This window comes from Kitasatospora sp. NPDC096077 (genome assembly GCF_040303245.1).
GTDB lineage: Bacteria > Actinomycetota > Actinomycetes > Streptomycetales > Streptomycetaceae > Kitasatospora.
The window spans coordinates 288,225-306,262 of the sequence record NZ_JBEOSV010000002.1 but is presented as its reverse complement, the minus strand read 5'-3'; the positions used below and the strand labels follow the sequence as shown (position 1 = coordinate 306,262).

17 protein-coding genes are annotated in these 18,038 nt (G+C 71.9%); 7 read left to right on the top strand and 10 right to left on the bottom strand.

The genetic code is table 11. The features are described from left to right. Nucleotides 1-386: 386 nt before the first annotated feature. The 4 genes from ABTZ03_RS03260 to ABTZ03_RS03245 all read left to right on the top strand — a co-directional run bounded on the left by ABTZ03_RS03260 (nt 387) and on the right by ABTZ03_RS03245 (nt 2,810). A complete protein-coding gene (locus ABTZ03_RS03260; protein WP_350511132.1) occupies nt 387-1,613 on the top strand; it encodes a helix-turn-helix domain-containing protein in 1,227 nt (408 codons plus the stop codon). A 442-nt stretch (nt 1,614-2,055) separates the two neighbouring features. After that, nucleotides 2,056-2,250 (top strand): hypothetical protein, encoded by a 195-nt coding sequence (locus ABTZ03_RS03255; RefSeq protein ID WP_350511131.1) that lies wholly within the window; start codon nt 2,056-2,058, stop codon nt 2,248-2,250. Between the two features lie 46 nt (nt 2,251-2,296). Continuing rightward, the gene (locus ABTZ03_RS03250) at nt 2,297-2,500 is read left to right on the top strand and encodes a hypothetical protein (RefSeq protein ID WP_350511130.1); all 204 of its coding nucleotides are present in this window, start codon (nt 2,297-2,299) and stop codon (nt 2,498-2,500) included. A gap of 100 nt (nt 2,501-2,600) precedes the next feature. Beyond that, nucleotides 2,601-2,810 (top strand): DUF397 domain-containing protein, encoded by a 210-nt coding sequence (locus tag ABTZ03_RS03245; protein WP_350511129.1) that lies wholly within the window; start codon nt 2,601-2,603, stop codon nt 2,808-2,810. Between the two features lie 617 nt (nt 2,811-3,427). Here the strand turns inward: ABTZ03_RS03245 and ABTZ03_RS03240 are convergent. Beyond that, nucleotides 3,428-5,503 (bottom strand): MDR family MFS transporter, encoded by a 2,076-nt coding sequence (locus tag ABTZ03_RS03240; protein ID WP_350511128.1) that lies wholly within the window; start codon nt 5,501-5,503, stop codon nt 3,428-3,430. Nucleotides 5,504-5,822: 319 nt separating this feature from the next. Between ABTZ03_RS03240 and ABTZ03_RS03235 the strand changes: the two genes are divergently transcribed. Beyond that, the gene (locus ABTZ03_RS03235; RefSeq protein WP_350511127.1) at nt 5,823-6,929 is read left to right on the top strand and encodes a peptidoglycan-binding domain-containing protein; all 1,107 of its coding nucleotides are present in this window, start codon (nt 5,823-5,825) and stop codon (nt 6,927-6,929) included. Between the two features lie 6 nt (nt 6,930-6,935). Here the strand turns inward: ABTZ03_RS03235 and ABTZ03_RS03230 are convergent, their stop codons facing one another. The 4 genes from ABTZ03_RS03230 to ABTZ03_RS03215 all read right to left on the bottom strand — a co-directional run bounded on the left by ABTZ03_RS03230 (nt 6,936) and on the right by ABTZ03_RS03215 (nt 11,638). Then, a complete protein-coding gene (locus ABTZ03_RS03230) occupies nt 6,936-7,520 on the bottom strand; it encodes a TMEM165/GDT1 family protein (protein WP_350511126.1) in 585 nt (194 codons plus the stop codon). A 205-nt stretch (nt 7,521-7,725) separates the two neighbouring features. Continuing rightward, complete coding sequence (locus tag ABTZ03_RS03225; protein WP_350511210.1) at nt 7,726-8,505, bottom strand: ABC transporter permease; 780 nt, start codon at nt 8,503-8,505, stop codon at nt 7,726-7,728. Beyond that, nucleotides 8,505-10,133, bottom strand: a complete 1,629-nt coding sequence (locus ABTZ03_RS03220) for a dolichyl-phosphate-mannose--protein mannosyltransferase (RefSeq protein ID WP_350511125.1) — start codon at nt 10,131-10,133, stop codon at nt 8,505-8,507. The genes ABTZ03_RS03225 and ABTZ03_RS03220 overlap by 1 nt, the downstream gene beginning before the upstream one ends. A gap of 197 nt (nt 10,134-10,330) precedes the next feature. After that, complete coding sequence (locus tag ABTZ03_RS03215; RefSeq protein ID WP_350511124.1) at nt 10,331-11,638, bottom strand: MFS transporter; 1,308 nt, start codon at nt 11,636-11,638, stop codon at nt 10,331-10,333. Nucleotides 11,639-11,782: 144 nt separating this feature from the next. Here ABTZ03_RS03215 and ABTZ03_RS03210 point away from each other — a divergent pair, with 144 nt between their 5' ends. Further along, the gene (locus ABTZ03_RS03210) at nt 11,783-12,367 is read left to right on the top strand and encodes a MarR family winged helix-turn-helix transcriptional regulator (RefSeq protein WP_350511123.1); all 585 of its coding nucleotides are present in this window, start codon (nt 11,783-11,785) and stop codon (nt 12,365-12,367) included. A gap of 123 nt (nt 12,368-12,490) precedes the next feature. On the opposite strand, the gene ABTZ03_RS03205 is transcribed toward ABTZ03_RS03210, so the two are convergent. The 3 genes from ABTZ03_RS03205 to ABTZ03_RS03195 form a co-directional block, all read right to left on the bottom strand. Beyond that, nucleotides 12,491-14,326, bottom strand: a complete 1,836-nt coding sequence (locus tag ABTZ03_RS03205) for a glycosyl hydrolase family 18 protein (RefSeq protein WP_350511122.1) — start codon at nt 14,324-14,326, stop codon at nt 12,491-12,493. Nucleotides 14,327-14,639: 313 nt separating this feature from the next. Continuing rightward, entirely contained in the window at nt 14,640-15,260 is a 621-nt protein-coding gene (locus ABTZ03_RS03200) for an FxLYD domain-containing protein (RefSeq protein ID WP_350511121.1), read from the bottom strand. 117 nt (nt 15,261-15,377) lie between these two features. Next, a complete protein-coding gene (locus ABTZ03_RS03195; protein WP_350511120.1) occupies nt 15,378-15,938 on the bottom strand; it encodes a DoxX family protein in 561 nt (186 codons plus the stop codon). Between the two features lie 247 nt (nt 15,939-16,185). Here ABTZ03_RS03195 and ABTZ03_RS03190 point away from each other — a divergent pair, with 247 nt between their 5' ends. Continuing rightward, on the top strand, nt 16,186-16,818 hold the full coding sequence (locus tag ABTZ03_RS03190; protein ID WP_350511119.1) for a MarC family protein: 633 nt from the start codon (nt 16,186-16,188) through the stop codon (nt 16,816-16,818). Nucleotides 16,819-16,861: 43 nt separating this feature from the next. Here ABTZ03_RS03190 and ABTZ03_RS03185 read toward each other — a convergent pair whose 3' ends face one another. After that, nucleotides 16,862-17,401: an NADPH-dependent FMN reductase gene (locus tag ABTZ03_RS03185; RefSeq protein WP_350511118.1), complete on the bottom strand. Its 540-nt coding sequence runs from the start codon at nt 17,399-17,401 to the stop codon at nt 16,862-16,864. An 86-nt stretch (nt 17,402-17,487) separates the two neighbouring features. Next, on the bottom strand, nt 17,488-17,922 hold the full coding sequence (locus ABTZ03_RS03180; protein WP_030288688.1) for an Lrp/AsnC family transcriptional regulator: 435 nt from the start codon (nt 17,920-17,922) through the stop codon (nt 17,488-17,490). Nucleotides 17,923-18,038 lie beyond the last annotated feature (116 nt).

Sequence of the window (18,038 nt, the reverse complement as noted above, 5' to 3'; positions counted from 1 at the left end):
TCACGGCGTGTGCCCGCTGGCGATCCCGGTTCCAGCTTCAGCGGCGCACCCTGGGTGTGATGCCGTTTCCGAGCCATATCCTTCCAACTCGACTGTGATCTAGATGCGTTGGCATTGAAGGGGCCCGAGAAAGACGCCTCTTAAGGGAGTCGGAAGACTCGCAAGTGGGTCCGTGAGCGACCGGACTACATGAAGACAGGGCTTGGGCTCTCAGTAGATCGTGGAACCCCTGGCAGAACGCAATACCCCGGCGTCCTGCCTGGTCCCCTCAACGGCCAGGGCGTTCCCTTACGGCCGCAAGGCCCTGATCGGCACGGAACTCCTATCCGGGGTGCACAGCCGGGCGTACGCTGGTTCAACTAGGCGCGTGTCTCGGGAGACCCCATATGACAGAGCTACCCGCAGAGCTGACGACCGGCGAACGAATCCGCATCTTGCGGGAGCGTCGGGGAATGACCCGGCCCGTGGTCGCCGGCCTTGTCGGGCGGTCGTCCGACTGGCTGAAGAAGATCGAGAGCAACGAACGGCCGATCCGTGGTGTCGGCATGCTGATCAGGCTTGCCCAGGTTCTTCACGTCGATGACGTGTCGGTCCTCACCGGTACTGAGATCAGCATCCCAACCACCAGCACCGGCAAGGTGAGCCACGTCTCCGTGCCCAAGATCCGGGCCGTGATGCACTCTGTGAGCTTTCAGCCAGTCCCGGGTGTCGTGACACCCCCAGACATCCTCAAGGGCCTTGTGGAGCAGGCTTGGCGGCTGTGGCACACCTCCGCCCACCAGCGCACCGAGGTGGGCGCGCTCCTGCCTGACCTCCTGCGGGACGCTCACGCATCGGTCCGCGTTCATGAGGGTGCCGACAAGCGGCGGGCGTATTCCGCGCTTGCTGACCTCTATCGGCTCGTGCAACGGATGCTCGCGCACATCTCCGAGCCGGAGCTGTACTGGCTGGCCCTGGACCGCGCGCGCGACGCATCGGAGAACGCCGACGATCCGGTGTCCCTGGCTCTCGGCGCTTGGACCGTGAGCATCGGCCAGCGTGCGGCCGGGTTCGTGGACGAGGCCGTTCGGACCGCCAAACTGGGCATGACCGTGGTACGCCCGATGCTTGAGGACAGTTCCCCTGAAGTCATCGCCGCTTATGGGCAGTTGAACCTGCAAGCCGCTTGCTCCCATGGGCTCGACGGCGTTTCCGGGCCCGCTGAGCGCTTCCTCGCAGAGGCGGAGCGGACCGCCCGAAAGCTTCCCGCTGGCTACTGGCACGCTCAGAGTGCCTTCGGCATGTCGAACGTGGATGTTCACGCCGTATCGATCGGCGTGGGACTGCAACGGCCGGGGGAAGCGCTTGCCCGCGCCGAGAGCATCGACCCCGCATCCGTGCCGTCCCTCGAACGGCGCTCGCGCCTGCTGCTGGACATCGCGTACGGCTACCACCAGCGCAAGGAGATGGCGGCTGCCGTTCACTACCTTGGCGAAGCCGTGTCGGTCACCCCCGAAGGCGTTCGTTACGTACCGGGGGCACGGAGCCTGGCAGCGTCGATCGAACGCACGGCCGTGGGGCCTCTGAAGGCGTCGGCGGTCGCGCTGGCCGAGTCAATCGGAGTCGCCGCGTAGATCGTTTAGGTAGGGGGACAGTTTGTCCCCGTTGCAACACATGGGTGCCCGTACCGTCCTCCGGACGTGACGGGCATTCAGCATGTGGAGGGCCAACGGCGATGACGGCTGAGAGAGAGCGCACGGCCGCCGGACGCGAAGCCGATCGACGCATCCGGCCCCCCAGCAAGCGCGCCAGCGCGGCCCTGGTCGCCGCTTGCCGTGCCGACTACCGGCAGAGCCGGGCCGAGGCTGCGAACAAGCCGTCGGAGCCGTTCAAATACGCGCCGCTGAACTGGGAGGCGCCCCGTGACGCAGCCTGACTGCGCCGTGTGCCACGCGTTCCGCCGGATCATGCGGGCGGAGCTGACGAAGCGATACCGCATCCTTCGCCGTCCCGCCGTCATCCGGCAGCTTCAAGCGCTTCGGGCGCAGCATCAGCCCGCGTGCAAGGCGGTGGCCCGTGTCTCTGTATGAGATCTCGCTGCGAACGCCGGAGACGCCCGTGCCGGACGCCGACGAGTGCCCGTCCTGCCTGTACTTCGATGCGCTCGACGCCGACCACTTCGAACACCCGACGATCCGGCGAAAGATCGCCAAGTGGCGGGAGCAGCACATCGCTGACCGCGAATGCATGGCGGTGCCCGATGGGGAGTGACCCCGGGTTCCTTCGACCGAGTTGGACTCACTTCCTCGGCGGGCCCGTGCCCTACGACGACGACGGCCAGGGCGACGACACCCCGCCGCTCGAACCCGTCGCGGAATCGCTGACGCTCCGGCGCCTCCGGCACGAGGTACGCAAGGTCAACGACCGTCCGCGCTTCCTGCCGACCCACAACCGGTGCGAGAGGACCCCGAAGGCGGACGACGACCGCCGGACCCCGGACCGCCCGGAGACGGCCTCCTAGACCCCCGTCCCGGCTGTCTGGGAATCCGGCCGGGACGGGCCTGCAAGTGCACCACGGCGCGCGGAAGTTCCTCGCGCCGGCTCAGTGAAGGGAACGGCAGATGACCGAGCGTCCCGACTTCGAGTTCGTCGCCATGGCGGCCTGCCAGAACACCGTGCGCAAGGCGTGCCCCGAGGTGGCCCTCAACGTGCCCGGCGTCGTCGCCTTGCGCGACAGCGAGCGGCCCGGTGAGGTGGTCACCATGACCCGCGAGGCGTGGGTGGAGTTCACCAGCGCCGTCAAGAGCGGGGAGTTCGACCTGAGCGCGTAGGAGACCCGTGGACTGCCCGCTGTGTGATCAGCCCATCGCGTTTGACCCGGAAGTGGGAGAGGGCTTCTGTTTCCGGTGCGGCCGGTGGATGACCCGCCACCCGGACCAGCCGGACCCGTACCGGTACACGCCGAAAGGCCGTCCCTACCGGCCACGGAAGCACCGGCCCGGCGACGGGCACAGCGGCGGGCAGTCCGCACCCGCGTAACCACGATCCGCCCCGTCCTTGCGTCTCCCACAGCGGCGCATGGGCGGGGCTCCGTCGTCCGGCCGCCCGCCTCGCGGTGGCCGATGAGCAGTTTATGTGAGCGGCTTGACACATTCATTGATCTTGACGACGGACATGCCGCTCCTCACTGATCCGCCGGGGCCCGTACGGCCGTCGGCTCGGTTGCTCACGAGCAGTCTGCTACACCTCACACGCCGGGTGAGCCGGGGCCGGGAGCAGGCGGTCGGCGTCGCGCGGGGCGAGGCCGCAGGCGCCCTCGGGGGTGCGGGCGTCGGGGTTGTAGGCGTGCGACGGGGAGGCGGAGGCGACGACGGCGGCTCGACACCCCGCGGTGGTTCGGCGCCCCCTGAACCGGTGCCGAGCCGACACCGCACCGGCAGGACACGCCTTAGAACGACCGCCCCTCCCCCCGGTACGGCGGCTGCGGGCGGAGCGGCGGGTCCGGGCGGTCGCGCCGGTCGGCGCAGAGCGCGGAGCTGAGCCGGGTGAGGAGCTCGGCGAGGTCCTCGTACTGCTCGTCGTCCCAGTCCCCCAGCAGTTCCGCCAGCTGGGTGCGCCGGGCGGCGACCAGCCGCAGCGCCGCCTGCTGCCCCGGTTCGGTGAGCCGCAGCGGCAGGCCGCCGGTGCGGGCGGCGAGGCCCCGGCCCTCGACCTCCCGGACGGCCTCCTCGACCACCGCGATCGGGACGATCCGCCGTTCGGCGAGTTCGGCCGGCTCCACCGAGCCGTGGTGGTGCATCTGCAGCAGCAGCCAGCTGGAGGCGGGCAGCAGGTCGAGCCCGGCGGTGGCGGTGATCCGCCGGAAGAGGTCGCGCCGGGCCTCCCGACTGCTCAGCACGGACAGCGCGCGGGCGATCTCGTCCAGCGAGGACCGCTCGACCGGGTTGATCCCGATGGACTCGCTCAGGTCGGGCGCGGTGACCGTGGAGCGCAGCTTCTGTTCCCGCAGGAACAGCGACAGCACGAAGGCGAGCAGCGCGACGGGCACCGCGTACAGGAACACCCGGGTGATCGACTCGGCGTACGCGTGGTGCACCCCGGCCTGGACGGCGGCCGGCAGCCGGGTGATCAGCCGGGGGTCGGCGGTGATCGCCTCCACCTGGAGGCCCGGTGGCAGCGGATGCCCGGCCAGGGCGTCGGCGAGCCGGGAGCGCAGGCCGCCGGCGAAGATCGTGCCGAAGATCGAGACGCCGAAGGAGGCGCCGATGGAGCGGAAGAAGGTGGCACCGGCGGTGGCCACGCCGAGGTCCTGGTAGCCGACCGAGTTCTGCACGATCAGCACCAGCACCTGCATCACCAGGCCCAGCCCGAGGCCGAAGACCAGGAAGTAGAGGCTCATCTCGCCGGTGCTGCTGTGCTCGTCCAGCCGGGAGAGCAGCAGCAGCCCGACCGTGGTGACGGCCGTCCCGGCGATCGGGAAGATCCGGTAGTGACCGGTGCGGGCGACGATCTGGCCGGAGCCGATCGAGGTGAGCAGCATGCCGAGCACCATCGGCAGCATGTGGATCCCGGACATGGTGGGCGAGACCTGCTGGACGACCTGGAGGAAGGTCGGCAGGTAGGTGAGCGCGCCGAACATCGCGAAGCCGACCACGAAGGAGATCACCGCGACCAGGCTGAAGGTCCGGGAGCGGAACAGCCGCAGCGGCAGGACGGGTTCGACGGCCGTCCGCTCCACCTCGACGAAGGCGACCAGCAGCAGCAGCCCGAGCACGCCCAGGCCGACGACCTGCCAGGAGCTCCAGGCCCAGGTGGTGCCGCCGAGCGAGGTCATCAGGACCAGGCAGGTGGCGACGGCGGCGATCAGCGCGGTGCCCAGGTAGTCGATCCGGTGCTCGCGCCGGACCTCCGTGCTGTGCAGCACGGCGGCGATCACCACCAGGGCGACCACGCCGATCGGCAGGTTGACGTAGAACACCCAGCGCCAGCTGAGGTTGTCGACGAACAGGCCGCCGAGCAGCGGTCCGAGCACGCTGGTGACGCCGAAGACGGCGCCGAAGACGCCCTGGTACTTGCCGCGGTCCCGGGGTGCGACGAGGTCGCCGACGATCGCCTGGGAGAGCACCATCAGCCCGCCGCCACCGAGGCCCTGGAGCGCCCGGAAGGCGATCAACTCGCCCATGTCCTGGGCGAGTCCGCAGAGCACCGAGCCGATCAGGAAGATCACGATGGAGGCCTGGAAGAACCGCTTCCGGCCGTACATGTCGCCGAGCTTGCCCCACAGCGGGGTGGCGGCGGTGGAGGCCAGCAGGTAGGCGGTGACCACCCAGGAGAGGTGGTCCAGGCCGCCGAGGTCGCTGACGATGGTGGGCAGCGCGGTGGAGACGATGGTCTGGTCGAGGGCGGCCAGCAGCATCGCCAGCAGCAGGGCGCCGATCGGCACCCACAGGTTGGGGACGGTGGCCTCCGGCGGGCCGGGCGCGGGCGCCGGGCCGCGGTCGGACGCGGCGAGCGGGTCCGTCATGGCGTCTCCACCGGCGGCATGGCCTCTCCGTAGGGTCGCGGGGCTGGGGCGGATGATCACTCCCAGTTCCCCATGCTGGCAGATATGTCCCGTTATGCACCGCCCGGTTGAGCCGAACGTAAGCGCCGGGCCCGCCCGGCCCCGACCGGCGGTTTCCCCGGGGGCCAACCACCACCAACCCGCACAACACCCCCGCCGGGGGACGGACGCCCCTGTCCCCCCTCCGGGACGTCCTGCATAATCAGGCGCGATCGTGCGCCCGGGACCGGCCCGGAGCCCAGCGACCGACCGAGAACCGAGAACCGAGGAGGACCGGCCGATGCCGGACCAGCACTGCCCGACGTGCGGCGCCGCACGCGCCACCGGGTGCGGCTGCCTCCTCGACCGGAGCCTGGACGAGACCGCCGTCCTCCCGCACCTGGAGGGCCCGCCGCTGGTCCGCCCGTACGTGCCGCAGGCGTCCGGCCAGGTCGCGGACGAGCCGCCGCTGACCACCGACCCGTTCGCCACCGACCCGTTCGCCACCACCGTGCTGCCGCCGGTCCCGCCGGGGCGGCCGGCCCCCCAGGGCGGACCGGGCACGCCCCCGCTCGGGCCGGACGCGGACGCCTACGCGACGACCGTCCTGCCGCCCGTGCCCGGCCCCGCACCGGACGCGTACGGCAGCACCGCCACCACCGTGCTGCCGCCGGTCCCGCCCGGCCCGGCCACCCCGCCCGGCGGTGCGGGCGACCTCGGCTACTTCCCGTTCGGCAACGGGGCGCCCGAACCCGACGACGCCCCCACCGGCCGCGCCGCGCGCCGGGCCGCCGAACAGGCCGAGCGCAGCCCGTTCGCCCGGCACAAGGGACTGATCGCGGGCGTCGGCGCCGCCCTGGTGGCGCTCACCGTGGGCCTCGCCTACGCGGTGACGCCCTCCGCCGAGCCGACCCGCCGGGCCGAGCCGGCGCCCACCACCACGCTCGCGCCCGCCCCGGTGGACCCGCCGACCCTGGCCGCCCCGGCGCCCACCGACCCGGCCCCGACCACGGAGGCGCCGAGCCCGACCCCGACGCCCACCCGCAAGCCGAGCCCGACCCGCACGGCCCCTCCGACGCCCACGCCCACGCCGACCCCCACCCCCACGGCGACGACGCCTTCCCCGACCCCCACCCCCACGCCGACCCCGACCCCCACCCCGACGCCGACTCAGACTCCGACGGCACGGGTGCTCCAGATGGGGATGTCAGGACCGGATGTCTCGACGATGCAGACCAAGCTCGCCGTCGCGCTGTGCTGGATGGACGTACCGGTGACCGGCGACTACGACAGCGACACCGCGAGCTACATCAGTTACTTCCAGCGGATCCAGGGGGTCCAGGGCGACAAGAAGGGCGTGTACGGTCCCAACACCCGCGCCGCCCTGGACAAGCGCAACACCTGCTGACCTCCGTCAGCCGGTGATCGCCCCGAAGATGCTGATCCCGGCCAGCACCACCATGATCGCCGCCGCCACCCGGACGATCAGCTTCATCGGCACGTGCTTGAGCAGCTTCTGCCCGCCCACGATGGCGATCCCGCCGACCGCGCACAGCGCCAGCCAGGAGCCCAGGCCGACGGCCAGCGGATCGGCGTACTTGGCGGCCAGGTTGGCGGTCATGATCTGGGTCAGGTCGCCGAACTCGGCGACCGCGACCACCAGGAAGCTGGTCCCGGCCACCTTCCAGAAGCGGTTCGAGGACGGCTCCTTGGCGGCGTGCCCCTCCTCGTCCTCGTCACCGTGGAACAGCAGCATCGCCGCGCCGACCAGGAACAGCGCACCGGTGACGCCCTCCACCCAGCGGTGCGGCAGCAGCGAGAGCAGCTGACCGGCGACCAGGGCCAGCACCACCTGGACCAGCATGGCGGCGGCGACCCCCGCGAAGACGTAGCTCGCCCGGTACTTGGTGCCGAGCACCAGACTGGCCAGCGCGGTCTTGTCCGGCAGCTCGGCCAGGAAGATGATGCCGAACGTCAACGCGGCAACGGTCACACTCATCGGAGGAACCCCTCGGTCGGCTGTCCGGCCTCCGCAGGTCCGTCAGGGGACGCTTCGGCCCGACAGCACTGGTCAATGGTCACAGCACTGCGGCCGAAGGTCTCGCCGGCAACCGCTCTCCGAGCGGTGCCCCGGGCGCCGGGCCCCATGGGGCCAGTATGTCGACGGTCCGGTGGAGGGCTACTCCCCTTCAACGCGTTCCAGCCTACCCGACGCCGTCGACCGGTCCGGCCGTCACCAGCCCCCGGGTGACCAGCTCCAACACCACCACGACCGCCACCGACTCCACCGCCAGCAGTCCGATCAGCACGAACAGCTGCACCGCGCCCGCCTGCACCGGCGAGGCCCCGCCCAGCAGCATCCCGACGAAGGCGCCGGGCAGGGTGACCAGGCCGACCGTACGGGTCTGGTCCAGCGCCGGGACGAGCGAGGTCGCGGCCGCCGTCCGGCAGATCTCCAGCCGCGCCTCCCGCCCCTCGAAACCGAGCGCGAGCGCCGCCTCCACCTCGCCGCGCCGCTGCCGCAGTTCGTCCAGGGCGCGCCGGCCCGCCAGCGAGGTGGCGGAGAGCGCGCCACCGATCAGGATGCCGGCGACCGGGATCACCGACAGGCCCTTGGGCGGCAGCAGTCCGACGCCCAGCAGCAGCAGGAGCACCGGCAGCACCCCGACGCCGATCGGGGCCGCCGCCCAGACCCAGCCGGGGCCCGGGGTCATCCGCCGCCCGGCGGTGCGCACCGCCACCGAGAACATCAGCAGCACGAACAGCACCGACCACCAGAGCGAGGCGACCACCCAGCTGATCACCGCGGCGACGGCCGCCAGCTGGACGACGGCCCGCAGCCCGGCCCGGGCCACCGCCCGCCCGTGGCCGAGCCGACCCCACCCGGCCACCGCCACGGCGGCCAGCAGCAGCACCGCGGTGACCACCCCGAGCATCGGGGTGACCGGCAGCAGCTGCCCGCCGCCGGCGGCCGCGAGCGGCATCAGATCCAGCTGGTGAACCACATCCGGTCCTGCCAGGACGACATCGGGATCACCTCCGCCGTGTACAGCGGGTAGAAGAAGGCGAAGCAGCCGACGACGGCCAGCACGATCAGCCCCGCCCCGACCGCCCCGTAGCGGCGGCGGACCGGACTGCAGCCGGCCGGGCCGAGGATCGCCCCGAGCATCTGGGCGACGGCCAGGCAGAGGAACGGCACCAGCACGACCATGTAGAAGGAGAAGATCGTCCGCTCCTGGTACTGGAACCAGGGCAGGTAGATCCCGGCCACCGCGCAGAGCACGGCGCCCGAGCGCCAGTCGCGGCGGAAGAACCAGCGCCACAGCAGGTAGACCAGCGCGAAGCAGGCCGCCCACCACAGGAACGGGGTGCCCAGGCCGAGGATCTGCGAGGCGCAGCCGCCGGAGGAGGTGCAGCCGTGCGTCCCGGCCGGGACCTGCTCCCAGTACATCGACACCGGGCGGCCGTCGACCAGCCAGGCGTAGGGGTTGGACTGGTAGGTGTGCGGGGTGCTCAGACCGGTGTTGAAGTCGTACATCTGCGAGTGGTAGTGCCACAGGCTGCGCAGCGGCGCGGGCACCCAGCTCATCGAGACCTGCGGCAGCGGGATGCCGAAGGCGTGGTCCGGGGAGAGCCCGGCGCGGCCGTCCGCCCAGTGCCGGTCGTAGCCGCCGCCGCTGTTCGCGCCGTTGGCCAGCCAGCCGCTCCAGGCCCCGACGTACACCACCACGGCGGAGCCGACCATGGCGAGGAAGGCGGGCACGGCGTCCCGGCGCAGCATGGACCGCCAGGGGTGCCGGGCGCCGGCGCCGCGGCGGCCGGACTGGTCCCAGAGCACGGTCAGGATGCCGAAGGCGGCGAGGATCGGGGCGCCGTTCCACTTGACCGCGCCCGCGGCGCCGATCAGCACCCCGGCGGCGATCCGCCAGGGGCGCAGGCCCAGCCGCACGGTGTCGCCGTCGACGCCGGCCCCGGCGGCCGCGGCCAGCCGGGCGCGGGCGTGGTCGCGGTCGATCAGCAGGGCGCCGAAGGAGGCCAGCACGAAGAACATCTGGATGCCGTCGAGCAGGCCGACCCGGCTCATCACCAGCTGGAGGCCGTCGACGGACATCAGCAGGGCGGCGGTGCAGCCGACCAGGGTGGAGCCGAACAGCCGGCGGCCGATCCGGGCCAGCATCAGCACGGCGAGGGTGCCGAGCAGCGCGGTCATGAACCGCCAGCCGAAGGGGTGCAGGCCGAACAGCTGCTCACCGACCGCCATCACCCATTTGCCGAGTGGCGGGTGGGCGATGAACTCGGGCGCGGAGCTGAGCGGGACGGACTGCGGGACGGCCAGGATGTCCGCGTTGGCGTGGTCGGGCCAGGTGCCCTCGTAGCCCTGCTGGAGCAGGGACCAGGCGTCCTTGGGGTAGTACGTCTCGTCGAAGACGAAGGCGTTGGGGTTGCCGAGGTTCCAGAACCGCAGCAGGCCGGCGAAGAGGGCGACGCCGATCGGGCCGAGCCAGCCGGAGCGGTCGGCGGCCCAGCGCAGCAGCCCGCGCGGGGCCGGTGCCGGGTCCGGGTCGGCGGTGGCCTGGGCCGCCGAAGGATGCGTGAGCGCCGCTTGCGTCATAGCCTCGCCGATCGCCTGTCTGCGGGGCCCGCGGGTGCTGCGCCGGGCCCGGGTCTGCTGCCCGGGCCGGGGCCGGGCGGTCAACAGCCACTGACACTATGTGGCGGTGCCCGGGAAGCCAAGCGCGACGGGCGCCGACCAGGTGACCTGGTCGGCGCCCGTCGAACGGCCGTCCGCAACGGCTGCGGACCGGTGCGTCAGGCGGCGGTCTGCAGCTCCCGGACCGGGGCCGGGGTGTGGACCACGGCCGGGGCCGCGTTGTCCTGCTCCGCCGTGAGGTACGGGCGCAGCCGCAGCGCCAGCACGACGATCAGCAGCGTCGAGCCCGCCATGGCCGCGAGGTAGAGCGGCCAGGTGCCGGAGCCGACCAGCAGCACGCCGACGGCCGGGCCGACCGCGATCGCGATCTGCTTCACCAGGGCGTACCCGGCGTTGTAGGTGCCGAGGAGTCGGGCCGGGGCGAGCTCCGCGACCATCGGGCCCATGGTGGGCGCGAGCAGCGACTCGCCGACGCCGAACAGGGCGTAGATCGAGACGATGGCGACCGTGGCGGCCATGGCCTCGGTCCGGATCAGGCCGGCCACCAGGGCCATCGCCCAGGCGCCGAGCCAGACCACGGCGGCCGCGGCCATCGCGGTGGTGCGGCGGCGGCGGGCCGTGATCCGCACCATGAACATCTGCAGCACCACGATGGTCACCGCGTTGGCGCCGATCGCGAAGCCCAGGGTGGACGGCGCGGTGCCGACGGTGTCGGTGGCGAAGGCCGCGACACCGGACTCGAACTGGCCGTAGCAGGTGAAGAAGATCAGCCCGGCGAGGATGCTCAGGCGCACCATCGCCTTGTCGGCGAGCAGGGCGCGCAGGCCGGTCGGGCCGTCGCTCTTCCCCTGGACGGCGGTCAGCTGGGCCTTGGGTATCCGGGCGCTGCCGGTGACCAGGGCCAGGCCGAGGAAGGTGATCGCCTCGATGGTGAACAGCCGGGTCAGGCTGGCCGGGTCGGCGACGTTCACGATCTGCCCGCCGACCAGCGCGCCGATGCCCATGCCCAGGTTGACCAGGGTGAACTGCAGCGCGAAGGCGTGCGAGCGGGTCGCCGCCGTGGAGCAGCGGACGATCATCGTGGCGAGCGCCGGCTGGCAGGTGGTGACACCCGCACCGAACAGGAAGGAGGAGACCAGCAGGGCCGGGGTGCCGGTGGCGTGGCCGAAGGCGAACGCGCCACTCGCGGCGAGCGCGGCGCCCACCAGCAGCACCGGACGGGGACCGTACCGGTCGATGCCGCGCCCGGTGAACGGGAGGACGGCGAGCGCCGCCAGCGCGAAGACGGTGAAGACCATCCCGGCCGCCAGCGAACCCAGCCCGCGCACCTGGTCCACGTACACGAACATGTACGGCATCGTGAACCCGCTGCCGAACGCGCTGAGCGCGTTGCCGATCTGGACGCGGCGCAGCGGGCCGCCCGCCCCACGTCCTTGCTGCCTCTGCTGCTTCACCGTGCCGGTCACCGTGCACATCCCTTCCTGGTTTCGACTGGTAACTCTTAAGGCCGGAAGATTTCAGACCTAAAGTGTGACGAGATAAAGTCTTAGCACCGGAAGACTGCGGAGTCAAAGGCTTAAGGAGTGCACGACCGTGCGACACTGGTCCGCATGACTACGGACAAGCCGTCGCCGGCTGCCGAGAAGCTCCCGCCGGCCACCCCCCTGGAGTTCGGCATCGCCGAGCAAGTGGCCCTCTACCAGCGGGAGTTCCCCACCGTCGACCCCCAGGTGGAGACGATCGTGCAGACCCTCAACCGGGTCTCCCGGCGGATGGGCGTGGCGTACGACCGGCAGCTGACCGTGCTCGGAATCACCTCCGCCGAGTGGGAGGTGCTCAAGGCGCTCGTGGTGAGCGGCAGCCCGTACCGACTGGGACCGGGCGAGCTGGCCAAGCGGCTGGGGCTCACCCCGGCCGCGATGACCCACCGGATCGACCGGATGGTGGCCGAGGACCTGGTCACCCGGGAGCGGGACGAGACCAACCGGGTCCGGGTGATCATCGAGCTGACCGAGAACGGCCGCGACAAGTGGCTGGAGTCGATGCGGATGGCGGCGGTGTTCGAGGAGGAGCTGCTGCAGGACGTGGTGGGCGAGGAGCGCACCGCGCTCTCCGCGCTGCTGGCCCGGATGCTGCGGCGGATCGAGGAGAGCCAGCCGGACGCGCTCGGGCGCACCGCCGACCTGGCGACGTGACGCCGGCCCGCCGGAACGCGTGAGTCCGGCCCGCCGGGGGTGCTCCCCCGGCGGGCCGGACTCGTTTCGGCTCAGATGGTGCTCAGGTGGTGCTCAGGTGGTGCTCACGTGGTGCCCGGTCGCTCAGCAGGGGCCGTTGTCGGTCCAGACGCCCCACTGGCCGCTCTGGCTCGGGTCGTCGCCCTTGGTCCACCACTTGTTGGTGTAGTAGTGGCCCTTCCAGGAGACCTTGGTGCCGCCGGCCGCGTAGGTGGCGTTCGGGTCCCAGCTCGGGGCGGCGGCGCAGGTGGCCGGCGTGGTCGGGGTGCCGGTCGGCGTGCCGGTCGGGGTCCCGGTGGGCGTGCCGGTCGGGGTGCCCGTGGGCGTACCGGTGGGGGTGCCGGTCGGGGTCTGGGTCGGGGTCTGGGTCGGGGTGCCGGTCGGCGGGGCCGGGCAGCCGGCCGCGGAGCCGTTGGTGGCGTTAACCATCGTGTCGAACAGGCTGGTGTTGGTCCCCAGGTCGTACAGCGAGAAGGCGAAGGAGCCGCCGAGCCCGTTGCAGTGCGCGTAGTCGAGCTTGGCCTGGATGGACCGGGCGTCCTCACCGCTCCAGAAGGTGTTGCCGTCGTAGAAGTAGGTCGCCTTGGCGTCGTCGTCCCAGAAGGTCTTGGAGGGGTTGTCGACGAAGCCGGCCAGCTCCTTGTACATCTGGATGCCCGCGACGTTGCCGGACATCGCGGCGCCGGTCGCCGGGGCGGTGGCGGGCTGGAAGAGGCCGTTCTTGCCGTTGTTCTGGACGCCGGTCCAGCCGCGGTAGTAGAACGGCACACCCATGTTGATCTTGTTGGCCGGGAAGCCGCCGGGGATGCCGTACTGCGGGTCGCCGACCGTCCACGCCTTGATGGCGTTGTCGATCGAGTACTTGCCGTTGCCCGGCTTGGCCGGGGTCGACGGGTCGTTCGGGCCGGAGTACAGCGGGGCCTGATGGTTGGTCGGACCCTGGGGGTCCCAACCGCCGTGCATGTCATAGGTCATGACGTCCATGAACGTCAGGTACTGACCGATCTTGTCGGTCTCGACGTTCATGATCTTGTCCTGGCCGGCGCCGACCGCCGCCGACAGGGCGTAGGTCTTGTTGTCGGCCTTGCCCTGGGCGTCCAGCTGGTTGCGGAACTCCTGCAGCAGCAGGGTGAAGTTCTGCTTGTCGGCCGGGCTGGAGATGTTGCCGGTGTGGCCGCCGCCGCCCGGGTACTCCCAGTCGATGTCGATGCCGTCGAAGATGCCCGCACCGGTGCCCGGGCCGCCGTAGCCGGCGTCGGACGGGAGGTTGCCCTTGATGAACATGTCGATGCAGGACGAGACCAGGTGCTTGCGCGAGGCGTCCGTGGCGGCCGCCGACGAGAAGTACTTGGAGTAGGTCCAACCACCGATCGAGAGCAGGATCTTGAGGTTGGGGTTCTTCGCCTTCAGCTTCTTCAGCTGGTTGAAGTTGCCCGCGATCGGCTGGTTCCAGACGTCGCCGACGCCGTCCACCGAGATGTCCGAGCCGAAGCTCTTCTGGTAGTCCGCGAACGCGTCGGCCGCGCCGTCACCGGCGTTGGGGTTGTTGTCGTTGGTGTCGGCGGCCTTGGTCGCCTCGAAACAGCCCAGGTCGGTCGGCGAGATGTTGGCGAAGTCGTAGATCAGGTAGTCCAGCTTCCCGGCCACGCCGGTGTCCTGGATCGTCTTCGGGTAGTACCCGTTCGCGTAGATCGACCACTGGTCGTAGTAGGCGACCTTGAGGCCGCCGCTGGTGGCGGGCGCGCCGGTGGAGTTGGTGGTCGCGGCGTTGGCCGCGCCGCCGCCGGTCAGCGCGAGGCCCGCGCCGAGCAGCAGGGAGGCGGTGGTGCCGGCCGCGATCGCGGCCAGGCTCTTCGGGCGGCGCCGGCGGGGCCCGTCCGGAGCCGGGGTCCCGGCCCTTTCAATGCGTGAACGCAGCATGGGTGCGTGACTCCTGGTCGTGGGGGTTCCGTCGCCCGGCGGGGTCGTGCGTCCGGGGTGGGGCCGGACGACCGGGACATGACAGATCAGGGGGTGGGGAGTAGAGCGGGCAGGCCATGACGGACACCGGGATGTGCCGAACCGGCGCCCCCGGTACGAGGCCGGTGACGCCGGTTCAGGGGCTCCCTGCACCTGGGCAATAAAAATGGACTAGACCAACTCGCCCGTCAAGGGGTGCTGTTGGGCCTTGAGCCCCGCTTAAGGTTCCGTCCCCGGTCCGCACCGGGCCCGACCAGCGGGTTCGTCATCCGCCTCAGTAGCGGACGGCGTTGGCCACCTCGACCTTGACCGTGCCGCCGAGGCTCCGGTTGGCGTTCGCGACGACCTCGGAGCTCCGCCCCGGGGCCACGTCGTCGACGGTCACCGCGGTCGCGTCCAGCAGCTTGCCGCCGGCGTCGGTGAAGTTCACCTGGATCACGTACCGGTACGACTGCTGCCCGTGGTTGGTGACGGTCAGCCGGACCTCCGGCTTCCCGTCCGAACCGGTCGTCACCGCCCCCGCCGAGACGTCCCCCTTGGCGTCCAGCCCGCCCTTGATCCCGGCGACCGCCGAGGAGGCCGCCGAGATCGCCGACGAGGCCTCGGCCTCCGCCGAGGCGATCACCCCGCCCACCCCGCCGGCGATCCCGCCGGCCGCCGAGGCCAGCGCCGACGCGGCGGAGGCGGCGGCACTGGCCAGCTTCTGCGCCTCCCCGGCCGCCGAGGAGGCCGAGCTGCTCGCGCTCTTGCCGGAGGAACAGCCCGCCAGCACCGCCGAACCGAGCACGGCGGCGGCCAACACGCCTGCGGCCCAACGGTGGTGACGGCTGATCGGGCGGTTCGCCCGCTGCCCGGAGACGGCCCGGGCGGGCGGCCGGAGGTCCGTACGGTCCATGGGGGTTCCTCGTTCCTTCGGGGCGCCGGGCTGCCCGGCACACCTCTCCGCCCACCCTCCGAGCCGCCCGCCACCCCCGCCAGCAGGGGTGCTGCCTCCGGGTGAAGTCACCGAGGGCTAGGAGAGCCCCGAGCCCTCCTGCTCGTCCGCCTCCACCGCCGCCCGCTCCTCGCGCAGCCGCACCAGGTGGCGGCGGCGCGCCACCACCCCGTACGCCGAGGCCGCGCTCGCCACGAAGGCCGCCAGGCCGACCCACGGCCGGTCGAAGACGTGCCCGGTGGCGTGGTCCAGCGAGTACCGCCCGGGGCCGGCCAGGCCGGTGGCCAGGCCGATCGCGCCGAGGAACGCGGGGTACTCGTAGCCGCCGCCGGTCACGAAGAAGCCCGCCGGGGCGTGCACCGCGACCGCCCCGGCCATCGTCCCGGCCACCACCGCGCCGGCCGCCGGGGTGGCCAGCCCGGCCACCAGCAGCGCCCCGCCGCCCGCCTCGCCGAGGCCCGCCGCGATGGCGCTCTGCCGGGCCGGGTGGAAGCCCATGTGGTCCATCGCCTGGGTGGTGCCCTCCAGGCCGGCGCCACCGAACCAGCCGAACAGCTTCTGGGTGCCGTGCGCGATCAGCACCCCGCCGACCGCACTGCGCAGGGCCAGCAGGCCCAGGTCCTTACGGTTCAGGCACATGTCGCATCCTCGTTTCCGCCAAGGAGTGGTCGTACCGCCGGCCGTGCCGCCGGAAGCGGTCGCAGCCACCTCCATGGCACCCGAGAGCGCCCACCCGTTCGAGCCGGGACCGCCATCCGGGCGAATCCGCCCGCCGCGGGGAATGAACGGGGGGATGAACCGCGAACGGGGAGATTCCCGCCACGCCCGAGCGCGGGGCATGGCGTGGCGGGCGGGGCGCGCCGGGCGTCACGGTCATGCTGGACGCATGTTCGTCTTCAACCTCGGCAGCGCCTTCATCACCTTCTTCGCCGTGGTCGGCCCGCCGAAGACCATGCTGTCCTTCGCCCGGCTGGCCGGCACCCGCAGCAACCGGGAGCTGCGCAGACTCGCCGCGTTCAGCACAGTCATCTCGGCGGTGATCGGCCTGGTGCTCGGCTTCGGCGCGGACGAGCTCACCACCCTGTTCCACATCAGCGACCAGTCGCTGCAGCTCGCAGGCGGGGCGATCTTCTTCGTCTACGCGGTCGCCCTGGTCTTCGGCGTGCACCTCGGCGGGGACGGCGACGAGGACGAGCACCTGACCAACCCGCTGGCGGACGGCATCCGCGAACTGCTGCTGCCGTACATCGCCAGCCCGCTCGCGATCACCGCCGTGCTGGTCGCCTCGCTGAACCGGAACGACTGGGGCTGGAAGGCCGCCGTGGCCGGCGCGTACGTGGGCGTGGCGGTGCTCAACTACGTCTGCGTGGCCGTGCTCGCACCGCTGATGCGGCGCACCCACAGCACCTCGCTGGAGGTGCTGTCCCGGCTGCTCGGGCTGCTGCTGGCGGCGGTCGGCGTGGAGCTCTTCCTGGAGGGCCTGGCCGGGATCGGGGTGCCGCTGACGGCGGCGCACTGAGGCCTTCCGGCGGTGCGCCCCCGGCATCGGCGCACCGGGACCGTCAGCCGGCCGCCAGGCGGGTCAGCACCTCGCCGATCCGCCCGCGCACCAGCGGGTCGGCGACCAGCCCGTCCGGGCCGACCGCGCCGCGTTCCAGCGGGATCTGGACGCAGGCCCCGTCCAGCACGGCCGCGCCGGTGTAGCCGAGGACGGTGCGCAGGGTCGCCTCGGCGCCGTGGCCGCGGTTCGGGGCGGCGCAGTTGATCCAGCCGGCGGGCTTGTCCGAGATCTCGATCCCGCCGACCGTCCAGTCCAGCAGGTTCTTGAACGAACCGGGCAGCGTCCCGGCGTACTCGGGGGTGCAGACCAGCAGCGCGTCGGCCGCCTCGATCGCCGCCCGCAGTCCGGCCACCAGCCCGGGCAGCGGATCGGTGTCGAGGTCCGGATCGAAGTGCGGCAGCCCGGCCAGCCCGGAGTAGTAGGTGGTCCGCAACCCCGGCAGGGATCCGGCCACGGCGGCGGCGGTGCGCAGCACGGCCTCGTTGGCGGAACCGGCCCGCAGGCTCCCGGGCAGCAGCAGGATGTGGCGCTCGTTCGGCATGCCGAGGAAGCTACCCCCTGACGTCCACGTCAAGGCCAGCGGACCGGCCCCGGGGGGTGCAGCTCGACCGTCTGCCGGTCCGCTCACTAGGACGGCAGCAGCGGCCGCCAGGGCACCGGGCTGGAGAGGATCATCGAGCTGGCCGGCGGGCCGTACCCGCCGAGCCGGTCGCAGAGCGCCTCGAACTCGGCCATGGTGGCGACCGCGACCAGCAGCACGCAGCAGGCCCCGCCGGTGACCCGGTGCAGCTGCAGCACCTCCGGCCAGGTCGCCACCTCGGGGTCGCGCAGCACGCAGCGCGGGCCGTAGCACTGGACCTGCACCAGCGCGGTGATCGGCAGCCCGGCCCGGGTGGGGTCGACATGGGCGTGGTAGCCGCTGATCACCCCGTCCGCCTCCAGCCGGCGGACCCGTTCGGCCACCGCGGGTGCGGACAGGCTCACCCGGCGGGACAGTTCGTTGTACGAGAGCCTGGCGTCGGCCTGCAGTTCGGCCAGCAGTCGGCGGTCGACGGCGTCCATGGGGCTCCCCGAAGCGGTGGTGATCAGCGGTTTTTCATTCGTAAAGCAGATCGGTCGAACGCCTCGCGAACGACAACCCGAAGCCCGGTTGCGGTGCTCGTCGGCCATTCAATCCG